Source organism: Actinoplanes sp. NBRC 103695, assembly GCF_030269485.1.
GTDB lineage: Bacteria > Actinomycetota > Actinomycetes > Mycobacteriales > Micromonosporaceae > Actinoplanes.
Genome location: NZ_BSTL01000030.1, coordinates 94,877 through 113,592 on the forward strand (window position 1 = coordinate 94,877; position 18,716 = coordinate 113,592).

14 protein-coding genes and 1 pseudogene are annotated in these 18,716 nt (G+C 69.4%); 2 read left to right on the top strand and 13 right to left on the bottom strand.

Annotated elements, in window-relative coordinates:
* Positions 1-62 precede the first annotated feature (62 nt).
* The 11 genes from QSK31_RS39195 to QSK31_RS39245 all read right to left on the bottom strand — a co-directional run bounded on the left by QSK31_RS39195 (position 63) and on the right by QSK31_RS39245 (position 12,648).
* A complete protein-coding gene (locus QSK31_RS39195; protein WP_285689792.1) occupies positions 63-521 on the bottom strand; it encodes a DUF1707 SHOCT-like domain-containing protein in 459 nt (152 codons plus the stop codon).
* A 187-nt stretch (positions 522-708) separates the two neighbouring features.
* Positions 709-1,743 carry a hypothetical protein gene (locus QSK31_RS39200; RefSeq protein ID WP_285689793.1) on the bottom strand — a complete coding sequence of 345 codons (1,035 nt, stop codon included), beginning with the start codon at positions 1,741-1,743 and terminating at the stop codon, positions 709-711.
* A 21-nt stretch (positions 1,744-1,764) separates the two neighbouring features.
* Positions 1,765-2,379: a double zinc ribbon and FHA domain-containing protein gene (locus QSK31_RS39205; RefSeq protein ID WP_285689794.1), complete on the bottom strand. Its 615-nt coding sequence runs from the start codon at positions 2,377-2,379 to the stop codon at positions 1,765-1,767.
* The gene (locus QSK31_RS39210) at positions 2,376-3,644 is read right to left on the bottom strand and encodes a vWA domain-containing protein (protein ID WP_285689795.1); all 1,269 of its coding nucleotides are present in this window, start codon (positions 3,642-3,644) and stop codon (positions 2,376-2,378) included. Before QSK31_RS39210 ends, QSK31_RS39205 begins: the two co-directional genes overlap by 4 nt.
* Entirely contained in the window at positions 3,628-4,536 is a 909-nt protein-coding gene (locus QSK31_RS39215) for a protein phosphatase 2C domain-containing protein (protein ID WP_285689796.1), read from the bottom strand. Before QSK31_RS39215 ends, QSK31_RS39210 begins: the two co-directional genes overlap by 17 nt.
* Complete coding sequence (locus QSK31_RS39220; protein WP_502873079.1) at positions 4,533-6,791, bottom strand: serine/threonine-protein kinase; 2,259 nt, start codon at positions 6,789-6,791, stop codon at positions 4,533-4,535. The genes QSK31_RS39215 and QSK31_RS39220 overlap by 4 nt, the downstream gene beginning before the upstream one ends.
* Positions 6,792-6,847: 56 nt before the next feature.
* Positions 6,848-7,984 carry a hypothetical protein gene (locus QSK31_RS39225; protein WP_285689799.1) on the bottom strand — a complete coding sequence of 379 codons (1,137 nt, stop codon included), beginning with the start codon at positions 7,982-7,984 and terminating at the stop codon, positions 6,848-6,850.
* A complete protein-coding gene (locus QSK31_RS39230; RefSeq protein ID WP_285689800.1) occupies positions 7,984-8,937 on the bottom strand; it encodes a glutamate ABC transporter substrate-binding protein in 954 nt (317 codons plus the stop codon). The genes QSK31_RS39225 and QSK31_RS39230 overlap by 1 nt, the downstream gene beginning before the upstream one ends.
* Complete coding sequence (locus QSK31_RS39235) at positions 8,934-10,232, bottom strand: GlnX family signal transduction membrane protein (RefSeq protein WP_285689801.1); 1,299 nt, start codon at positions 10,230-10,232, stop codon at positions 8,934-8,936. Before QSK31_RS39235 ends, QSK31_RS39230 begins: the two co-directional genes overlap by 4 nt.
* Before the next feature lie 33 nt (positions 10,233-10,265).
* A complete protein-coding gene (locus QSK31_RS39240) occupies positions 10,266-11,813 on the bottom strand; it encodes a long-chain-fatty-acid--CoA ligase (RefSeq protein ID WP_285689803.1) in 1,548 nt (515 codons plus the stop codon).
* A gap of 55 nt (positions 11,814-11,868) precedes the next feature.
* Positions 11,869-12,648: an isocitrate lyase/PEP mutase family protein gene (locus QSK31_RS39245; protein ID WP_285689804.1), complete on the bottom strand. Its 780-nt coding sequence runs from the start codon at positions 12,646-12,648 to the stop codon at positions 11,869-11,871.
* A 513-nt stretch (positions 12,649-13,161) separates the two neighbouring features.
* Here QSK31_RS39245 and QSK31_RS39250 point away from each other — a divergent pair.
* Both QSK31_RS39250 and QSK31_RS39255 read left to right on the top strand, forming a co-directional pair.
* Entirely contained in the window at positions 13,162-14,748 is a 1,587-nt protein-coding gene (locus QSK31_RS39250) for a hypothetical protein (RefSeq protein ID WP_285689805.1), read from the top strand.
* 131 nt (positions 14,749-14,879) lie between these two features.
* Complete coding sequence (locus QSK31_RS39255) at positions 14,880-15,965, top strand: hypothetical protein (protein WP_285689806.1); 1,086 nt, start codon at positions 14,880-14,882, stop codon at positions 15,963-15,965.
* A 120-nt stretch (positions 15,966-16,085) separates the two neighbouring features.
* Here QSK31_RS39255 and QSK31_RS39260 read toward each other — a convergent pair whose 3' ends face one another.
* On the bottom strand, positions 16,086-16,904 hold the full coding sequence (locus tag QSK31_RS39260; protein ID WP_285689807.1) for a hypothetical protein: 819 nt from the start codon (positions 16,902-16,904) through the stop codon (positions 16,086-16,088).
* Positions 16,905-17,060: 156 nt separating this feature from the next.
* Positions 17,061-18,514 (bottom strand): annotated as a pseudogene (locus QSK31_RS39265) (IS1380 family transposase).
* Positions 18,515-18,716 lie beyond the last annotated feature (202 nt).

Below are 18,716 nucleotides of genomic sequence, written 5' to 3' on the forward strand. Positions count from 1 at the left end.
AGGGCGAGGGCGGAGAGCGAGGGGCGAGGGCCGAACGGCGAGGGGAGGGGCGGGGAGGGTGATCAGGGGGACATTGGCTTGTTGAGGGCGAAGACCAGGGCGGCCAGCGCCGCGAATGACAGGGCCACGCCGACGATGCCGAAGACGCAGCCGAGCATGGCGGGGGAGAAGCCGCGGGCGCGTTCGCCGCGCAGGCTCAGGAAGATCGCGATGACGCCCAGGATGCCGCCGAAGATGCAGAACGACGTGGGCAGGCTGAGGATCCCCAGGATCAGGGCGCCGCGGCCGGCGCCGGCCACGCGCGGCTGATCGGGTGGGGCCACCGCGGTGGGTGGCAGCCAGGCGTATTCCGGTGGGAGGTCGCTGAGCTGGGCGAGCAGTTCCGAGGTGTACGTGGCCGTGCCCACCGCGGCGACCCGGTAGTCGTAGTCGTCCAGGGCGAGGTCGCCCTGGTCGAGGGCGCGGGTGAGTTCGGCAAGCACTTCGGCGCGTTCCGTGCCGGCCACCCGTTCGTCCTTCATCGGCGCGAGGATAAGCAACGCCGGGAACGCCCCGGGCCGAAACCCGAAGCGTTCCCACGAAGGACGGGCACCCGCGCCCTCAAAGGATCGGGGCGCGCGCCCTCAAAGGATCGGGGGGCGCGCGAGGCCTCAAAGGACCAGGCGTGCCCCGAAAGGCGGCCGCGGGGAGAAGGCGGTGCCAGGCGGGTCAGCAGCTGCCGACCACCGCCCGGTCGGGGTCGTCGTCGCCGCCGTCGGCGGTGCCCAGTACGGTGCCGTCGTCGTCCAGCGCCCGAGGGTCGACCCGGCGGCCGTTGAACGTCGTCGGCAGCACCGCCTCGAGTTTCCCGTCCCGGTAGACGGCCGGCCGGGAGGACGGATCGAGCCGGCCCAGCACCTGCCCGGCCGCGTTGGCGTCGACCGGGACGAAACCCGTCACGGCCTGGGTGATCGTGCCGGACCTGTCCCACTCGAGGGCAGTCTCACCCCGGTCGCTGCCGACCACCCGGTCGCCCGCCACCGCCGCCGGCATGATCTCGTGGGTGCCCTCGGCGCGTTGCAGCAGTGTCCACGTGCCGTCGGCGGCGCGGAGCCAGGCCGGGGCCGTGCCGCCGGACATGACGGCGCGGGTGAGCAGCGTGCCGTCCTCGGCGAGGTCGATCGGGATGTGGTTGCCGGGAAAGGGCGAGGCGACCAGCTCGTAGGTGCCGGGCCTCGCCGCCGGCCACCGGATCAGGCGGCCGTGGTCGAGGGCGCCGAACACGTCCCCGGCGTCGTTGATGTCGGTCGCCACCCCGGTCGCGCCGGCCGGGCGGGGCAGCTCCTCCCAGTAGCCGGCGGTGTAGCGGACCGGCGTGTTTCCGCTGCCGCGGCCGACGACGGCGCCGTTCGCGTTCACGTCGTGGACATCCGTGTCGTCGCCGAGCGGGCGGGCCACGCCGCCTTGCCAGAGCAGGGCCTCGTTGCGGCCCATGTCGAGGTCCCAGGCGACGCCGGCGTAGACGCCGTGGCCGCCGGCGGCGTGCACGTCGGGCCGGGCGTAGCCGGTGGGCAGGGCCAGCTCGGTCCAGTCACAGGCCTCGGCGAAGGCCCGGGCGAGGGCGGCGGCGGGGGCGGGGACGGCGGTGGGGCGCAGGGCAGGGGCGGAGTTGCGCGAGGTGGGGGCGGAGGAGGGCGCGGTGGCGTAAGCGATGACGGGCAGGGCGATCAGGGCGGCGCCGAGGAGCAAGGTGGCAGGTCGCATCTGCCGAATAGTACAGGTGTTCTAATCGGCGTGAAGAGTGATGCATGTCCATGCGCCGACGTGCAGGACATCGCCGTCGGCCAAGGGGTGGCTGCGGCCGGCCTCGAGCAGCGTCTCGTTGACGTACGTGCCGTTGGTGGAACCGACGTCGGCGACCAGCCAGACGCCGTCCAGGTTCTGGGTGAGGATGGCGTGGCTGTGCGACACGCCGGGGTCGTCGGCCAGGTCGAGTTCCGGATCGGTGCCCTTGGACGCGCTCTTGCGCCCGATCCGCAGCTGCGGCGGCGGCAGGTGGATGTCCCGGGTCAGGTGGTCGGCCGGGAAGGTGACGCCGTCGACCGCGTTGGCCTCGAACCAGGTGCGATCGGCGGTGATCGTGGCGGTCCACTCCCCGCGGGGAGCGGGAGCGGGCGCCGTCAGGACGGGGACGCGACCGGTGCTCGAGTCGTAGCCGCAGTCCTCGCAGAAACGGCCGGCGTCCGGCTGGGGCGTGCCGCAATGCGGGCAGGGCGGCGCGGCCGGCGCGGCCACCACCGGGGCCGCCGCCGGGATGAGTGCCGTGGCGGCGCCCATGCGGACGCCGCAGACGTCGCAGAAGTCGTCGGTCGCGGACTCGTGACCGCGGGGACAGATCACGAGGAGGCCCGCCCGACCCGCACCGTCTTGGTGGATCGGGTGTCCAGGGCCATCTCGTCGGCCGCCTCCACCCGGCGGCGCAGCCGGACCGTGCCGGTCACCGCGTCGTCGATGTCCACCACGGTGGACAGCAGCTCCGTGGTGGCGTCGTTGCCGCTCTCGTGCGCGAGCTGCGCGGCCCGGCCCAGCTTGATGGTCGCGGTGTGCTCGTCGCCGGCCTTGCGCGCCTCCAGCCCGGCCTGGATGGCGTCGGCCAGCTCCTCCTGCCCGGTGTAGTGGGCGACCTGCCGGTTGATCCGGGTGGACAGCCCGCTGTCGTCGGTCCACACGGCCCGGATCAGGCACTGCGCGTGTACGTCGTCGCCCTCGACCACGGACACCCGTGCGGCGAGCATCTCGTCGCCGGCCGCGCCGGGGTTGACCTGGACGCTGACGTGGTAGTCGCGGCTTTCGTCGCCCCAGGCGCCGAGGGGGTATCGCCCGGCCCGGGGACCGTCCTCGACGCGTTTGCCCGACAGGTCCACGACCGACGGTTCGACCTGTTTGACGTACCGGATCGTGGTGTTGACCGGGGTCCAGACCTTGAGCTGGACATCGGCGGAGGTCTTGCCCATGGCGTTGGTGATCATCTGCTCGAACGCCGCGGTGAGGTCGGTGGGGCGGGCGACGATGTCGACCGTGCCGAGCATCGCGCCGGCGATCTTGCGGAGCTCGGCGACCTTCCAGTTGGTGCCGACGCCGCGGCAGTCGCACTGGAAGTTGCCGCCGATGCTCTCCAGCACCTTCTCCAGGTAGCCGGCGTGCTCGCCGTTGTCGCCGTCGGTGAGCAGGATGGCGTGCGCGATGTCGCCGGGCCGCTGGGCGAAGAGCTGGGCGGCGAGCTTGAGCCAGGCGCCCATCGCGGTGCCGCCGCTGGCCTGCAGCCGGTCGATCGAGCGGATCGCGTCGGCGCGGCTCTGCGGGCTGGACACGGCGAGCTGGCCGGGCGCGGGGAAGAGCTGCTGCGCGGTGCTGACCCCGGCGATGATCGCGAAGTGCACGCCGTCGTCGAGGCAGGCCACCGCCGCCTTGGCCGCCTGCCGCGCGGCCGCCATCCGGCCCTCCGCCTGCATCGAGCCGGACGCGTCGACGATGATCACCTCGGTGGCGCCGGAGGTACGCCGGCCGGTCGCCGAGCCGGTCGAGGTGACCGTGACGATCGCGCTGACCTCGGTGCCACCGAGGGGCAGGAACTCGTTCTGGAACGCCTCAGCGGAGTACGCCACGGGGACCTCCCACAGGTGTCAGGGCGACGGTGATGTTGTCCGCGCCGCCACGCTCGTTCGCGAACGCGACCAACGCTTGCGCCGCCGCCAGCGGGCCTTTGTCGAGGTTGCCACGGACGGCGTCGGCGAAGTCGGCCGGGTCGATCAGGTAGTTCCACAGACCGTCGGTGCACAGCACCAGCGTCCCGGGCTCCTCCACGTCCAGGTCCTTGGCCGAGGGCCGTACCGCCGGGGCGTCCGCGCCCAGCCAGGCGGTGATCGCGTGCGCCTGCGGGCTGTGCATCGCCGTCTCCGGGTCGGCGCCCAGGGCGACGGCGTGCCGCGCCCACGAGTCGTCCTCGGTCAGCTGGGTCGCGGGGCCGGCGGAGGGCACCCAGTAGGCCCGGCTGTCGCCCACCCAGGCCACCCGGATCGAGGAGCCACGCACCGTGGCGGCCACGATCGTGCAGGCCGGCGAGTCCCGATCGGTGCCGAGGGCGCTGACCGCCGCCCCGGCGGCGGCGACCGCGTCGACCGGCTCGGTGGAAGCCAGGGCCTCGCCGCAGATCCGGACGGCCAGGGAGGAGGCCTCGTCGGCGCGGGCCGACGCGGACACCCCGTCGCAGACCACCAGATCCACGCCGCCGTCGGAGGAGGCGAAGAACGCGGCGTCCTCGTTGCGGTGGTGCCGCTTGCCACGGTCGGTGACCGCGGCTCCGAGGGCGCCGGCGTCGTCCTCGGCGTGGTCGTTCTCGCGTTCGGCCATCATCCCGCAGCTCTCGCAGTATCCGTCGTCGCCGACCCCGCCGCCGCAATGCGTGCAGGTGACCAGCCGCCGCCCGCACGCCTCGCAGAACGTGGCGCCGGCGGCCCGCTCGTCGTCGCAGGCGACGCACTGCACCGCGGCGGTCACGTGCGCGTCCTCGGCCGCGAGGTGTTCGCCAGGTCGACCAGGCGGATCCGCTCCGGGCCGTGCGCGGCCCGGGCCATTTCCCGGTACGCCTTCTCCAGCGCGAACCTCAGGTCACGCTCGCCCGCGATGCCGTCGCCCCGGCCCAGGATCGTGCCCGGCACCGGTGTGCCGTTCCCGGACACCATCAGTGCCTGTTCGAGCAGTTCTGCCCGTAGTTCGGCCACCTGCGCCGCCTCCGCCTCCAGCTTGCTGATCATTTCCGCCGCCGCGGCCAGCGCGGTGACCGCCGCGGCGGCATGCGGATGCGGCCGGACCAGCGCCCGCACCGCCCCGACCCGCGAGCTGCGATAGGCCGCCGAGGTGCCGGGTACGCGATGGTATGCCTCCACCGCACCGTTGCGGTCGCCGGTGGCCAGCCGGCACCGGGCCAGCCCGGCCGCCGCGGTCGTGTACGCCGGGTCGGTCCGGCTCACCACGTCGTAGTAGCCGGCCGCGAGCTCGTGGTCGCCGGCCAGCTCCAGCGCGAGCGCGAGGGCCAGCTTGGGCGCGAGTTCGCCGGGCAGCGCCGAGTACACCTCGTCGAACCGGCGCCGGGCCAGCTGCAGGTCGCCGGAGGCCAGCCCGAGCACGCCGTCGTACCAGGCCACCCGCCAGTCGCCGGCCATGGCCGCGCCGAGCGCGTCCCGGGTCCGTTTAGCGTGCGCGAACGTGTCCAGGCCGGGGTGGTCGTCGCGCGCCGCGGCGCCCAGGTCGATCATCGCCCGCATCGCCCGCAGCTGGACCTCGACCGTGTGCGCCGGGGCCCGCCCGAGCAGGGTGAGCACCTCCTGCGGGTCGGTGACGGTGACCGAGGCGAGGAACGCGGCCGCCGGGTCGGTGAGGTCCACGATCGGCGAGGGGAGGAACCGCCAGTCCGGCGCGTCGCTGCGCGGGTCGGTCCGCAGCTCGCCGGTGAACTGCCGGGACGTGGCGGGACGCGGGTCGCCCTCGGCGGCGAGCACCTCGCGCAGCACGCCGAGCATCTGTTCGGTCATCTCGCCGGCGTCGTCGAACCGGGCGGCCGGGTCGCCCTGGGTGGCCCGGACGAGCAGCCGGTAGAACGACTCGTGCCGCTGGTAGACGTCGACCGTTTCGCGGGACGGGAGGCTGGTCGCGTAGGTGCTCTGGTAGCCGCGGAAGTCGGTGGTCAGCACGGCCAGGGTGCGGCCGATGGTGAAGATGTCGGAGGCCGGGCTGGGGCCCTGGGTGGCGATCTCGGGCGCCTGGAAGCCGACCGTGCCGTACAGCGCCGAGTCCAGGTCGTCCTCCCGGACCACGCCGCCGAGGTCGATGAGTTTCACCTGGTCACCGGTCTGGATCACGTTGTCCGGCTTGAAGTCGCAGTAGATCAGGCCGTGGTCGTGCAGGTAGCCGAACGCGGGCATGATCTCCAGCAGGTATGCCAGCGCCTGCTCGACGGGCAGCGGGTCGTGCCGGCCGTTGTTGGCGGCCATCCGGTCCTTGAGGATGCCCTTGAGCGACTCGCCGCCGACGTACTCCATGACGATGTAGCCGGCGCCGTCGTGCTCGACGAAGTTGTAGATCTTGACGATGTTCGGGTGTTCGACCTCGGCCAGGAACCGGCGCTCGGCGACCGCGGCGGCCAGCGCGTCGTCGTCACCCGCGTTGAGCAGGCCCTTGAGCACCACCCAGCGGTCCGAGACGTTCTTGTCGGTGGCCAGGTAGATCCAGCCCAGGCCGCCGTGCGCGAGCGGCCCGGCCACCTCGTACTGGCCGCCGACCAGGTCGCCCTTGCCCAGTTTGGGCGTGAAGTCGAAGGCCTCGCCGCAGGACGAGCAAAATCCTGAGGTACGCCCGGAGCGACCGTTCCGCCCCCGGCCGACCTCCTTGCCGCACTTGGCGCAGTACCGCTTGTTCTCGGGCACCTCGGCGGGCGACATGACCGCGGTGGAGGGGTCCGCCTGGATGATCGGCGCGATGTCCACCAGCCCGCCGCCGAAGCGCCGCCGCCGGCTCCCGGTGCGCGTGCTCATCGCCCGGGTGCTGCGTGCCGTCCGGGTCGGCGTGGAGGCCGGCGTGGAGATCGGCGCCGTGACGGGCTCGGCGAGATCGTCCGTGGGTTCCTCGACCGAGGGCGAAGGTGAAGGCGAGGGGAAAGGCGAGGGGGCAGGCGAGGGGGCAGGCGGCGGCGGGGGCGGAGCCGGGGACGGTTGCGGTGGCGGGGGAGAAGGAGTGGTCACCTTGGCCGGCGCCATCCCGCACGTGTCGCAGTATCCGTCCACGATGGAGCCCGGACAGTTGCGGAGGCAGTTCACGACGCCGCCTCCCGCACCGCGTCCTGGTAGGCGTTGACCGCGGCGCGCGCGGCCTCCAGATCGATCGGCGCCACGTACAGCGCCTCGCGTACCCGATCAGCCGCCGAGCCCAGCGAACCGTCGAGCCCGCGCCGTTTCGCCTTGGCCTGGTAGGACTCGAACCGTCCCCGCAGCTCGTTGCGCGCCGACAGCAGCTCACCCGCCCGCTCCGAGGTCACGCTCACCTCGTCCAGCCGGGCCCGCGCCCGCCGCGTCCACTCGGCCAGCCGCGGGCTGATCAGCGCCCAGTGCCCGGCCGAGGCCAGCGCGTCCACCGCCATCAGATCCGGCCGCAGGTCCGGCCCGTCCGCCACCACGAAACCCGAGCCGAACCGGTCGGCGACATGGGCGGCAGCCTCCGCCGCGGCCTGCTCGGCGGCGTCCACCTCGGCCAGCAGTTTGTGCGCCTCGGCCAGCCGCTGCCCGAGCACCTCGCGCAGCTCACCGGCCGACGTGCGCTCGGCGTCCGCCCGGTCGACCAGCGCCCGGATCGCGGTCAGCTCGGCCTCGTCGACGCCCAGCGGGTCGGACCCCATCGTCTGGGTGAAGTAGCGCAGCCGCCGGTCCGCTTCGTCCAGCAGTGCCAGGCCCTGCTGGTCACGGCCGATCAGCCGGCGCACGTTCGCCACCGCCGCGGCCGCGTCCGCGCTGGCCGGAAGCAGCCGCTGCCACGCGTCGCCGGCCCGGGTCGCCACGTCGGCCACCGTCCGGAACGCGTCCTCCATCGTGGCCAGCAGCTCGCCCGGCGAGCAGGTCCGCCGCTCCTGCCCCGCACCCAGCAGGCCGCGCTGATGGAGCGGCACCACCGACGTGGACAGCGTGATCGACCGGCCCAGCACCTGGTGGGCGAACGCCGGGCCGCCCACGTCACGCAGCGCCCGCGCCTCGGTGATCGCGGCGGTCAGCTGCCGGTAGCCCTCCCACAGCCGGGTCAGCGCGTCCTTCGCCGACGCCCACGCCGACGCGGTCCGGCCGGTCAGCGACCGCGCGTCCAGGTCGCGCTTGGCGACGCTGTCGTCCAGTTCCACGAGATTTTCGGCCACCCGGGCCACGGCCGCCTCGAGACGCGCCAGTTCGGCGCGCGGATCCAGCATCATCGGTACGAGGCCTGCGGGGGTTGCGGCGCCCGGCCGAAGTCGTGCAGCCACTTCTCGTACGTCCTCTTCCACGTCCCGTCGGCCTTGTTCCGTTCCAGCACCTGGTTCACGAACCGGGTGAACTCCGGGTACTGCTTCGAGATCGCCATGCCGTACGGCTCCTCGGTGAACTTGTCGCCGACCACCTTCGCGTACGGATCCTGGGCGGCCAGCCCGGCCAGGATGGTGTCGTCGGTCGAGATCGCGTCCACCTCGTTCTGCTGGAACGCGACCAGGCAGTCGGCCCAGCCCGTCCGCCCGACCGGCACCGGCTTGGTGCCGACCTTGGCGATGTTGTCCAGCGAGGTGGAGCCGGCCACCGCGCAGACGCGCTTGCCGCCGAGGTCCTGGATGCCGGCGGCCGGCGAGTCGGTGGAGACCAGGACCCGCTGCCCGGCCTCGTAGTAGATCGCCGAGAAGTCGACCTGCTTCAGCCGGGTGCAGTTCACGGTCATCGTGTCGGCGACCAGGTCGACGGTGCCGTCCGCGGCGAGATCCACGCGCTGGTCGTACCCGATGACCTTGATCTGGATCTTGTCGGGGTTGCCGAAGATGGCCTGCGCGACCTGCCGGCCCATGTCCACGTCGAAGCCCTCGATGGCGCCGGTGAACGGGTTGCGCGAGCTGAACAGCAGGGTGTCCTGGCTGGTGCCGATGATCAGCCGGCCGCGTTTCTGGATCGCGGCCATGTGCGAGCCGGCCGGCATCTGCCCGGGCGCCGGCATCGAACCGGCGCCGGGGCGCAGGCTGGCCCGCGGGTTGCAGGAGGTGTCCGGCGCGGCGGCCTGCGGAGGAGCGGACGGTGCCGCGGCGACCGGCGGCTCGATCCGGCCGCCGTCCTGGCTCGCCGTGCAGCCCGCGGTCAGCCCGAGCAGCGTGACGGCGGCGAGCGACACCAGCCGGCGGTTCATCGGTACTCCTCCAGCCGGGCGCGGATGCCCAGCCAGCACAGCGCGCAGATCATCAGCGCGAGCAGCGGGCCCAGCACGGTCAGCGCGCCCAGGCCCCGCCCGGCCGCGTCGATCTCCTTGGTGAACAGGGCCATCCGGTCGTCCAGCGCCGCGCCGATCCCGTCGGTGATCTTGTCGAACGTGGTCGTCGCCTCGGGACCGACGGCCAGGGTGGCGGCGCCGTCGTGGTCGCCCTGTTCGTCCAGCCCGGTGATCGCCCGATGGATGTCCAGGTACTTCACGTGGGCGTCCATCGCCTCCCGGACATGCCCCTCGGCGTCGCCGTCGATCGACGCGCGGGCCACCTCGAGCAGCCCGTACTGCCCGGTCAGCCGCTGCGACACGGTGCCGAAGTCCTGCTCGTAGGCCTCGCCGTTGCCTCGCGCTGCCAGCGCCAGCGCCTCGTCGCCGCGTTCCCGCAGCGCGAAGATGCGCGCCTTGGACAGCAGCGTCACCGGGGTCGAGCCGTCCTCCTCGGCGGTGTCCAGGTGGGTCCGCTGGGCGACCAGCACGCCGAACGAGACCAGCGCCAGCACCAGCGTCAGCCCGGTCGCCGCGACCAGCGGGATGTTGAAGGTGCGCTTGGTGGTCCGGCTCAGCCGCACCTGCGCCTGCGCCAGCATCACGAACAACAGGATCATCAGGATCACGTAGATCGCGATCCACGGGGTGCTCCGGGCCGACGAGTAGGCGTCGTCGACCTCCTGCTGGGCGATCCGGAGCAACCGGTCGGCCTGAGGCTGGAGGATCTCGCGGTTCAAGGCCGAAGCCTGCGAGAGGTACGCCGAACCGACCGGCAGACCCTGCCGGTTGTTCGCCCGGGCAGCCGCCACCAGTGCCGCGTACCGGGTCACACCGGTGGACAGCTCGCGAACCGCGTCGGCCGACTCGCCGCCCTCCGGCGTGCGCCGGGCAGCCGACGTCAGCGCCGTGGTCACCCGAGTCAGGTCGTTCTCGTACCGCACGGTCAGCGTGGCCGGTTCCAGCCCGCCGCCGAGGAACGCCTGCGCCGCCGTGGTGTCCGCGTCGGCCAGCGCCGAATAGATCGTCTCCGCCTCGGTCAGCAGCGGCTGCGCCCGGCCGCCCAGGTCATCGGTGCCCGACCCGGCGGAACTCGCGGCCACACCGGCCAGCAACCCGGTGAGCAGACCCAGCGCCACCAGCACCGCCAGCATCAGCTGAAGCCGGCCGGGCGAGGTGTGCCGCAACTGGGCGACGCGCGTGAACCCGGGACGTTCCAGCTGCAGCGTCGTCACGCGTCCTCCGTCATGCGCGCAATGTTAGGAGTCTTAGTCCAATGCGCGCTTGAGCAGTTTGCCCGTCGCTGTCATGGGAAGCGAATCCACGAACTGGACGATTCTCGGGTATTTGTAGCTCGCCATCTGCTCCTTGGACCACGCGATCAGCTCGTCCTCCGTGGTCGTGGCGCCGGCGGTGCGGATCACGTACGCCTTGATCTCCTCGCCGTGGCTCTCGTGCGGCACGCCGATGACCGCGGCCAGCGAGACCGCCTCGTGCGTCATCAGCACCTCCTCGATCTCCCGCGGGTACACGTTGAAGCCACCGCGGATGATCATGTCCTTGGCCCGGTCGACGATGTAGTAGAAGCCGTCCTTGTCGCGTTTCGCCAGGTCGCCGCTGCGGAACCAGCCGTCCCGCATGACCTCGGCGGTCGCCTCCGGCCGGTTGTAGTAGCCGCGCATGATGTTGTGCCCGCGGATCGCGACCTCGCCGATCTCGTCCGGGGCGTCGATCGTGTTCCACTCCGGGTCGATCAGCTTCACCTCGACACCCCAGATCGGGATGCCGATCGAACCCGGGCGAGGCTCCGCGTGCGGATCCGAGAAGGTGGCCACGGGAGACGTCTCGCTCAGGCCGTACCCCTCGAGGATCTGGACCTTGAACCGGTCCTTGACCTGATGAATGATCTCCACGGGCAGACTGGACCCGCCGCTGACCGCGACCCGCATGTTCCGGGCGATGCGCTCCACGTCGACGCCGTCGGACAGGGCGTTGAGCAGACCCCAATACATCGTGGGTACGCCCGCGAAGAACGTCACGTCCTCCGACTCCAGCAGCTTGACCGCCGCGCCCGCCTCGAACCGTGGCAGCAGCACCAGCGTCGACGCGGTCGCGAACCCGGCGTTCATGTTGACGGTCGAGCCGAACGAGTGGAACAGCGGCAGCACGGCCAGGTGGGTGTCGGTGCCCGGCGTCGACGAGAACAGCCGGTTGCAGGTCAGCGCGTTGAGGAGGAGGTTCGAATGCGACAGCTCGGCGCCCTTGGCCTGCCCCGTGGTGCCGCTGGTGTAGAGGATGACGGCCGCGTCGGTCTCGTTTCGCAGCACCGTCCCGCTGATCGGCGGCAGGTCTTTCGTCGCCTGCCCCAACGTCTCGGCGCCCTCGATCGGTGAGGACGCCGCCGGGTCGGCGGTGATCAGGAAGAAATGCTCGCAGCCCGTCGTCTCGTCGAAGCCCGCCTTGCCCTCGGCGCCCATCGGCAGCTCGGCGGTGCCCTGGAAGCAGAAGAACGCCTTCGCCTCCGAGTCGGCCAGGTGGTAGGCCACCTCGCGTCCCTTGAGCAGCACGTTCAGTGGGACGACGACGGCGCCCGCCTTGAGGATGCCGTAGTAGACGACAGGGAAATACGGAAGGTTGGGGCAGGACAGCGCCACTTTGTCGCCCGGCCGGATGCCGCGGCTGACCAGCAGGTTTGCCACCTGGCCGGCGGCCGCGTCGACCTGGGCGTAGGTGAGCCGCGACTCGCCCAGCACGACCGCGGTCCGCGCGCCGAAGGTCCGCGCGGAGTCCTCGAGCAGGATCGACAGGTTGAGCATGGGCGTCCCTCCAGGGCGTGTGACGGCCGTCTCACTGCACCCTAGTCCCGGCTGCTTAATCCTCGCTGAAAGCGGTGGGGTTGACACCGGCCTCGAGGGTGCCCCGCTCGAAGAGTTCCGTCGCCGCCGCGGCCAGCCCGGCGTACGCCGCCCAGGTCAGGCCCCCGCCGGTGGACACCCGCCGGACCCCCGCCGCGGCCAGTTCGGGCACGCTGGGGCCGCCGTGCAGAGCCAGGACATTCACGGGTACGCCCACAGCACCGACCAGCCGCCGGATGTCGTCCAGGTCGGTCAGCCCCGGCGCATAGACGCACCCGGCGCCGGCCTCCGCGTACGCCCGGAGCCGCACGATCGTGTCATCCAGATCCACGACGCCGTACAGATGGTTCTCGGACCGCCCGGTGAGCACCATCCCGTGCTTCGCGCACACCTCGGCCGCCGCCGCGATCCTGGCCGCCGCCGCCTCCACCGACTCGATCGCGTCGGCGACCGGGTCGTAGTCCTCGATCGAGACCCCGCTCGCGCCGGTCCTCGCCAGCGCCTCGACCGTCACAGCCACCCCCGCCGGCGTCTCGGCGTAACCCCGCTCGGCGTCGACCGCGACCGGCACGGACACGGCGCCGGTCAAGGCCCGGACATGGGCGATCAGCTCGTCCACGGTCACCGTCTGATCCGACCGGCCGAGCGTCGCGGCCAGCCCCGAGCTCGTCGTCGCCACCGCCTTCGCGCCCAGGCTCTGCAGCAGCCGGGCCGAGCCGGCGTCGAACGGGTTGGGCAGCACGAAGGTGCCGTCTCTGTGCAGGTCGCTGAAGACGCGCCGGGTTTCGCTGATCACGGGCCGAGCTTAGGTACCGCCAGCCGCGCGGACCACTGCTGCCGTTGAAACACGTCGTCCCGCCGGTATCCGGCTACGGCGCAGCACGCTCCGGCATCCGCGCCACCGGTTCCCCTGTCAGGCGCTGCAACCCGCGCGCGACGGCCACAGCTGCCGCAGTACGCGGAACTCACTGCAGTTGACAACCTGCGGCGACCCGTTTCACCTGTCGAACTGCCCGGGGCAGCCGGCCTTCGGACGCGGCCACCATGAGTCGATCTGTGCGGGGACTTCTGCGGATTGAGTGCGTTGATCGGACTGGCCCCTTCGGCGGCTTGATAGGCGATAGGGATCCGGCCGGCGCCGCACCAGTTGCAGCACGACCAGTCACCGAACTCGACCTATTGGTGAGAACTGAAAGATCAACGACAGCATCTATCCAGAACCAGGAAAGAGCGAGCCCGACTCTGGCTGCCGGTGATGCCAGTTAGCTAGACTGCCGGTTGATTATGCTGCGGCCATCGGAGGCGAACCATGGCGTTGGATTGGCGTGATCGACCGGCGGTGTCGCCGCTCGGCGGGTTTTTCATACAGAGCCGAGCCGGCCGGACAGGAAATTTCGAAGTGTTGATCGCGTGGCCGGACGGCGGCTTGGCGCACTTCTGGCGTGACAACGAGGATCCGACCTTGCCGTGGCACGGTCCGGCGCTGTTCGCGCAGGGCAATCGCTACGTTGGAGCGTCCCTGGTCGAGTCGGACTTCGCAGCGTTCCGAAGTTCGTCACTGAAGAACTTCGAAGCGGTCGCCACGCGTGCGGACGGCGAGCTTGAGCACTGGTGGCGGGAAAACGGAGGAGCGTTCGTCTGGTCGAAAGCGGGGAGAGTTTTCAACGGTGCGGTCGGGGCGCCGGCGATCACATATACCGGTGCACTGTTCCGCGAGGGAATATTTGACCAGGACGTCGACTCGCACATGGACAGCGCACTGTACGTCGTGGTGCCGATGGGCGGCGGCAGCGGCGGCTTCGAAATGATGCGGCGGAAACACTTCGAGAGTGGCATTCAGCCGTGGGGTCGCATGGGCAGTCCAGGTCCGAACGAGCAGTTCGGAGGAGACACCCTTCTCGACCGGAAGTTCGTTGGCGCGGGACTTGCGCTCACGACACTGCACAACCAGACCGTCAAGGCGAGCTGGAAGGAAATGCGCGATCTGGGCGACCTTAGTTTTATCGGTGACATCTTGGTTGCAGTGGTCTCCGATCAAGGGGCGCTTCATGTTTATGCGTGGGGCAGAACCGGCAACCTCGGCCACTCAGGCGCTCCTGTTCAGGAGGGGTGGAGGGAAGCTCTCACCATTACTCAGCCGACCGAACTAGGCCACGTGCTCCGCCCATTTCGCGGTAGGCCTTGCCTTATGCAGAGTGACTACGGTCTCGATGAGGAGTCCGACATAATTCCGTTCGATGGCGCCCACTACGGAAATCTGGAGCTGGTGGCTCCCGCAAAGGATGGTGGAATTCTCCATTTCTGGAGAGATAACGGTGATCATGGGGAATCTCGCCGGCTTGACGAAGGCTGGTCGTTCGCCGTCAAGATAGGAACGGCTGAATACGACGAGGTCTCGCTGATCCAGAGTAACTTCGGCAACGCGGACCACGGCAATCTTGAAATGATCGCCAGGCGCCGTGAGCAGAGAGGTTTCGACTTCTTCTGGCGTGATGAGCAGTGGGCTTGGCATGGGCCAATCGTCGTGGGCTCGGAAGAATCGCAAACGGGAACGGTTGCCCAGCCGCTTTCGGCAGCGGACAGCATCAGCGCTCTTCGCTCGATCAATGTTGATTTCAGTGTTCCGCGCGAGGATCTCGAGCAATGGCTCGGCGATCCGAAATTCACGCCTTATCCCGCAATCGCGTCGGCGCTCTTCACGCTCGTCCGAGGACGAAAGCTCAGAGATTTGATATTCATTGACGTGATCGCCTTCAACTACGAAAACGCGCCCGGAGTCATGTCGCCGCGCGCGACTTCCGACGTTCGTGTCCATGTGTTGCAGGCGGCCATGCTCGAGGCGTACAACGGCCGGCACGGAACCAGCGAGTCGAGCTTCGACGCGATCCTCACGTAGCGAGCGCCCGCCCGACATCTCGGACCGGAGGTCGACGACGCGATCGTCGCCCACGCACGAATTCATGGAGTCATGGCGATGCCCCGGCGGGGGCGGCGCGAGTTATCTTTATGATTACGGAGGATCTTGCCATGGTCTGGCAGCACAACGACCTGACTGTCGCCTCAGCCGGTCCTGAGATGGAGTTCAGGTTTGGTGGCCTCGTCGCTTATACCTGGGATGTCGATCAGACGCAACACGTGGTGTACAACGGCGCGGACAGCCACGTTCACGAATTGTGGTTCCATCATGGTGACGGGTGGAATCACATCGACCTGACCGCCACCACCAGTTCTCCGCTGTCGGTTGGTGGCCTGGCTGGATACACCTGGGACGTCGACGATACCCAGCATATAGTGTACGTGAGCGCGGACGGTCATATTCACGAATTGTGGTTCCATCATGGTGACGGGTGGAACCACAACGACCTGACCGCTGCCGCAGGTGGCTCTCTCGGCCTGGGAGCCGTCAATGGCTATACGCGGGCCGCCGATCAGACGCAGCACGTAATATACCTCGGCACCGACAATCATATTCATGAGCTGTGGTTCCACCACGGCGACGGGTGGAACCACAATGATCTGAGCCTAGCGGCCGCTAGTCCACCGAACTCTTCGGGTAACAATCCCATCGGCTATCAGTGGGAGGTGGACACCACCCAGCATGTCGTAGGCGGCGGTGGTGACTTCCATATTCATGAACTGTGGTACGACGGACGCTGGCACCACAACGATCTGACCACCGCCGCTGGTGGCCCGCTGGCAGCTGATTGGCTGACCGCCTACACGTGGGATATCGATGAAACTCAACATGTAGTTCATCGAGGCGCGTCCGACGGGCATATTCACGAATTGTGGTTCCATCACCGTGACGGCTGGAATCACCACGATCTCACCACCGCAACCGGTGGCCCACAGGCTGGAAACGCGCTGACCGGCTACACCTGGAATCTCGATCAGACACAGCATGTGCTGTACACGGGCAGAGAGGGTGGTGTCAATGAGTTGCGGTTCCGCCAAGGCGAAGGGTGGAGCAACATACAGGTCGCCGCCGCAACCCAGGTGCCGGGTCTGGGGGCCGGCATCATGGTCGGTTATACCTGGGACGTCGATCAGACCCAACACGTCGTGTATCGCGGTGCGGACAACCACGTGCACGAGCTTTGGTTCCACCACTGACCAGACCCGTCCCGAGCATGGATCAGAATGTGGTCGTGCTGGAGGTGTACGGCGGTTAACCGAGCGTGCCGGCCGCCTGGCTTCCGACGAGAGGACGAGCGCCGTTGAGTGCTGACGGAGTCAGTTCGGTATCAGCCTGATGCCGAGCGCCGATACCGAAATGATGGATTTCAACGCTAGCTGATGGTCCTTGGACCCTCCCGTCACCCCAGGGCGACCGCCCGCTGCGGTCGGTTCGAGCCGCCAGATCAGTTGACCGGGTTCTTCGACCCGTGCCTTCGCGCCTACGCCGGTCAGTACGTGTGCGCCCTCGAACACGAGTTCGGCGAATGGATGTGAGACCAGGTCGGTGCTGGTCCGCCGATCTATTCGTCGATCAACTCGAAACACGTGCCCGCCTACGCCGAGCGTGCTCCGTATCGCGACGGACCAGACGTCGATTGTGCAGGGCGAGGGTGTGATGTGATCTTTTGAGCGCGCTTCCCAATCGTGGGTGGTATCGAGATCTCCGCAGAAAGATCCGGTCACGAGGTTGCCCGCGCCCGGCGGCCAGTTCACCCGGAAGCCACCGCCGACCATCGTGAATCCGTCCGGGACGCCCGCGATCGCACGTGGGTGATTGCTCTCGGCACCCGTTGCCCTTGTATAAAGCAAACTCTCCTTGAGCTTCGTCCGTGGCATGTCCGCGGAGTTGACCTTCATACCGATCGCGAAGGCAGTGAGGCTGTGCGGGTTCGGGACCCGGTGGTCCTTGGAGGAAGCGAGCCAGGCCGATCGACTGTCATTCGGATATGAGGCGGTCAGCAGCGCACCGTTGGGTGTCTCCGCGGCCGTGGCGCCGCCTCCTATCACGATCATGTCGGGATCCACCTCGACCGGCAGGTCGGTAAAGTGCGCCGCAGGTACGGGCGCCTGGTTCCGGAACACCGCGGTCGTCACTAGCCTCCGTCTTTCGTTAATGGCGGTGGTCGGTTCGTGCGGGTCCGGCTGTGCGGGGTTGGGGGTTTTCTGATGGCCGCCCAGCGGGTATCGCCCGGCCGTAGGCCGGGTTGCTCCGTGGGGTCCTGGGTTGTGGGTGGGCGGCGGATTCTGTTGTCAGGTAACGGGTTCGGGTAGTGCCGCGAGGCGTTCGAAGGCTTGGATGAGGTCGTCGGTCCAGGGCCAGCCGGCGGCGATGCGCAGGGTGGTGGTGCGGGCGGTGCGGGTTAGTTTCGCGGCGACGTGCAGCAGCCGGTAGCGCAGCTTCTTCGGCTCCGCTGCCGCGTGCGGGCCGTCCAGGAGTAGGTGCTGGGTCCAGGCGAGCAGGTCGATGCCGGTGAGGGCGAGTTCGAGCCAGGCTTGGTTGATGGCGAACTGGCGAGACGGGAACCGGCCGAACCCGGTCGCTTTGCCGGTGCGGATGCGGTCCTCGACGCGGGCATGAGCGCGGTGGCGGACTTCGAGGAACTGGATCGACCCTTGACCGTGTGGAGTGTCGGTGGCGAACACCTGGTGACGTTTGCCGTTGATCGTGTCGAACAAGGTGAGTTGCGCGCCGGGGTGCGGGCGTTCCCGCCGGCAGAGCATGCGGGTGCCGGCGGGAACCCGGCCAGCGTGGCCGGGTCGCAGTGGTCGGTGAGCTCGACGATCTCGGCGCCGTCACGCAGGCTGCCGTCACCGTCCACGGCGGCGACCCAGCCGGTGGCGGTGGTGATCGCGGCCCGCACTGCTGCGGTGATCGCGACCCCGACCGAGAACTGCGTGTCGATCCCGTGTGCGCGCAAGGATCGGATGTGGGCGAGGAACTCGTGACTGGAACCCGCCGAGTCACTGCGGATGAGGATCGGGCTACCGTAGCGGTGCGCGTCCGGGATCTGTTGCAGGGCCTGGCCGAGCACGGTGATGTGATCGGCGGCGGTGTTCGATCCGGCGTTGCCGGGGCGCAGCATCCCGGCCAGGGCCTCCCCGGTGCTGTCGAGGAAACACAGCAGCGGGTGGTAGCCGAACGTGCGTTTCCACGTCGGTGTCGCTGATTGCTTCTCGGAGTGGGCCAGCACGATCGTCGCGTCGATGTCCAGCACGAACCCCGCCAGCTGCTGGCCGAGCACGGTGGTGGCAGGCATCGACCGGCGGGTTTCTGCCAGTTGCACCCAGGCCAGTTCCCGTGCGGCCGCCCGTGCCGCCCGCAACCGGGCCAGGGCCGCCGTGTCGATCTGGTCGAGGACCCGCCACGCGGTCGGATCCGACGCGACCGGCCCGAAAAAGGCCGGGCTGCTGCCGCAACACCGCCAGATCGGCGATGGCTTCACCGCCGTCGGCCAGCAGCACCGCGAGATCAACCGCGACCCGGCCTGGCTCATGCCTGCCCCGGCGCTGCCGGCCAACGCCCAGCACTTGAACGAAACCGCTGGTCAACCCCGTCCTGTCGGCAAGATCGGTGAGCAGTCGGGCACCGGCGTGACCGACCACACCACGAGCGCCACCAGCAACGACAACCTTCGGATGCGTACGAGTACTCTGCACTCTGAAGTGCCTTCCGTGCAGGGTGATTCGGGCCTTCGACATCCCAAATCTTCCCAGATCAGAAGGCACTTTCGCGTTCCATGGTCACCCCACCCGCCGCCCTTGCTGAAGGCGCGAGGCTAAGAGGGCATCTGATCCTCGATCAGGTTGATTCGCGTTTGCCGGCTGTCAGCGGGCGTGCTGGTTCGTTGGCAGTACATGGGGATGGAGCGACGTCCATATCGATCGGACCTGTCGGATGCTCGGTGG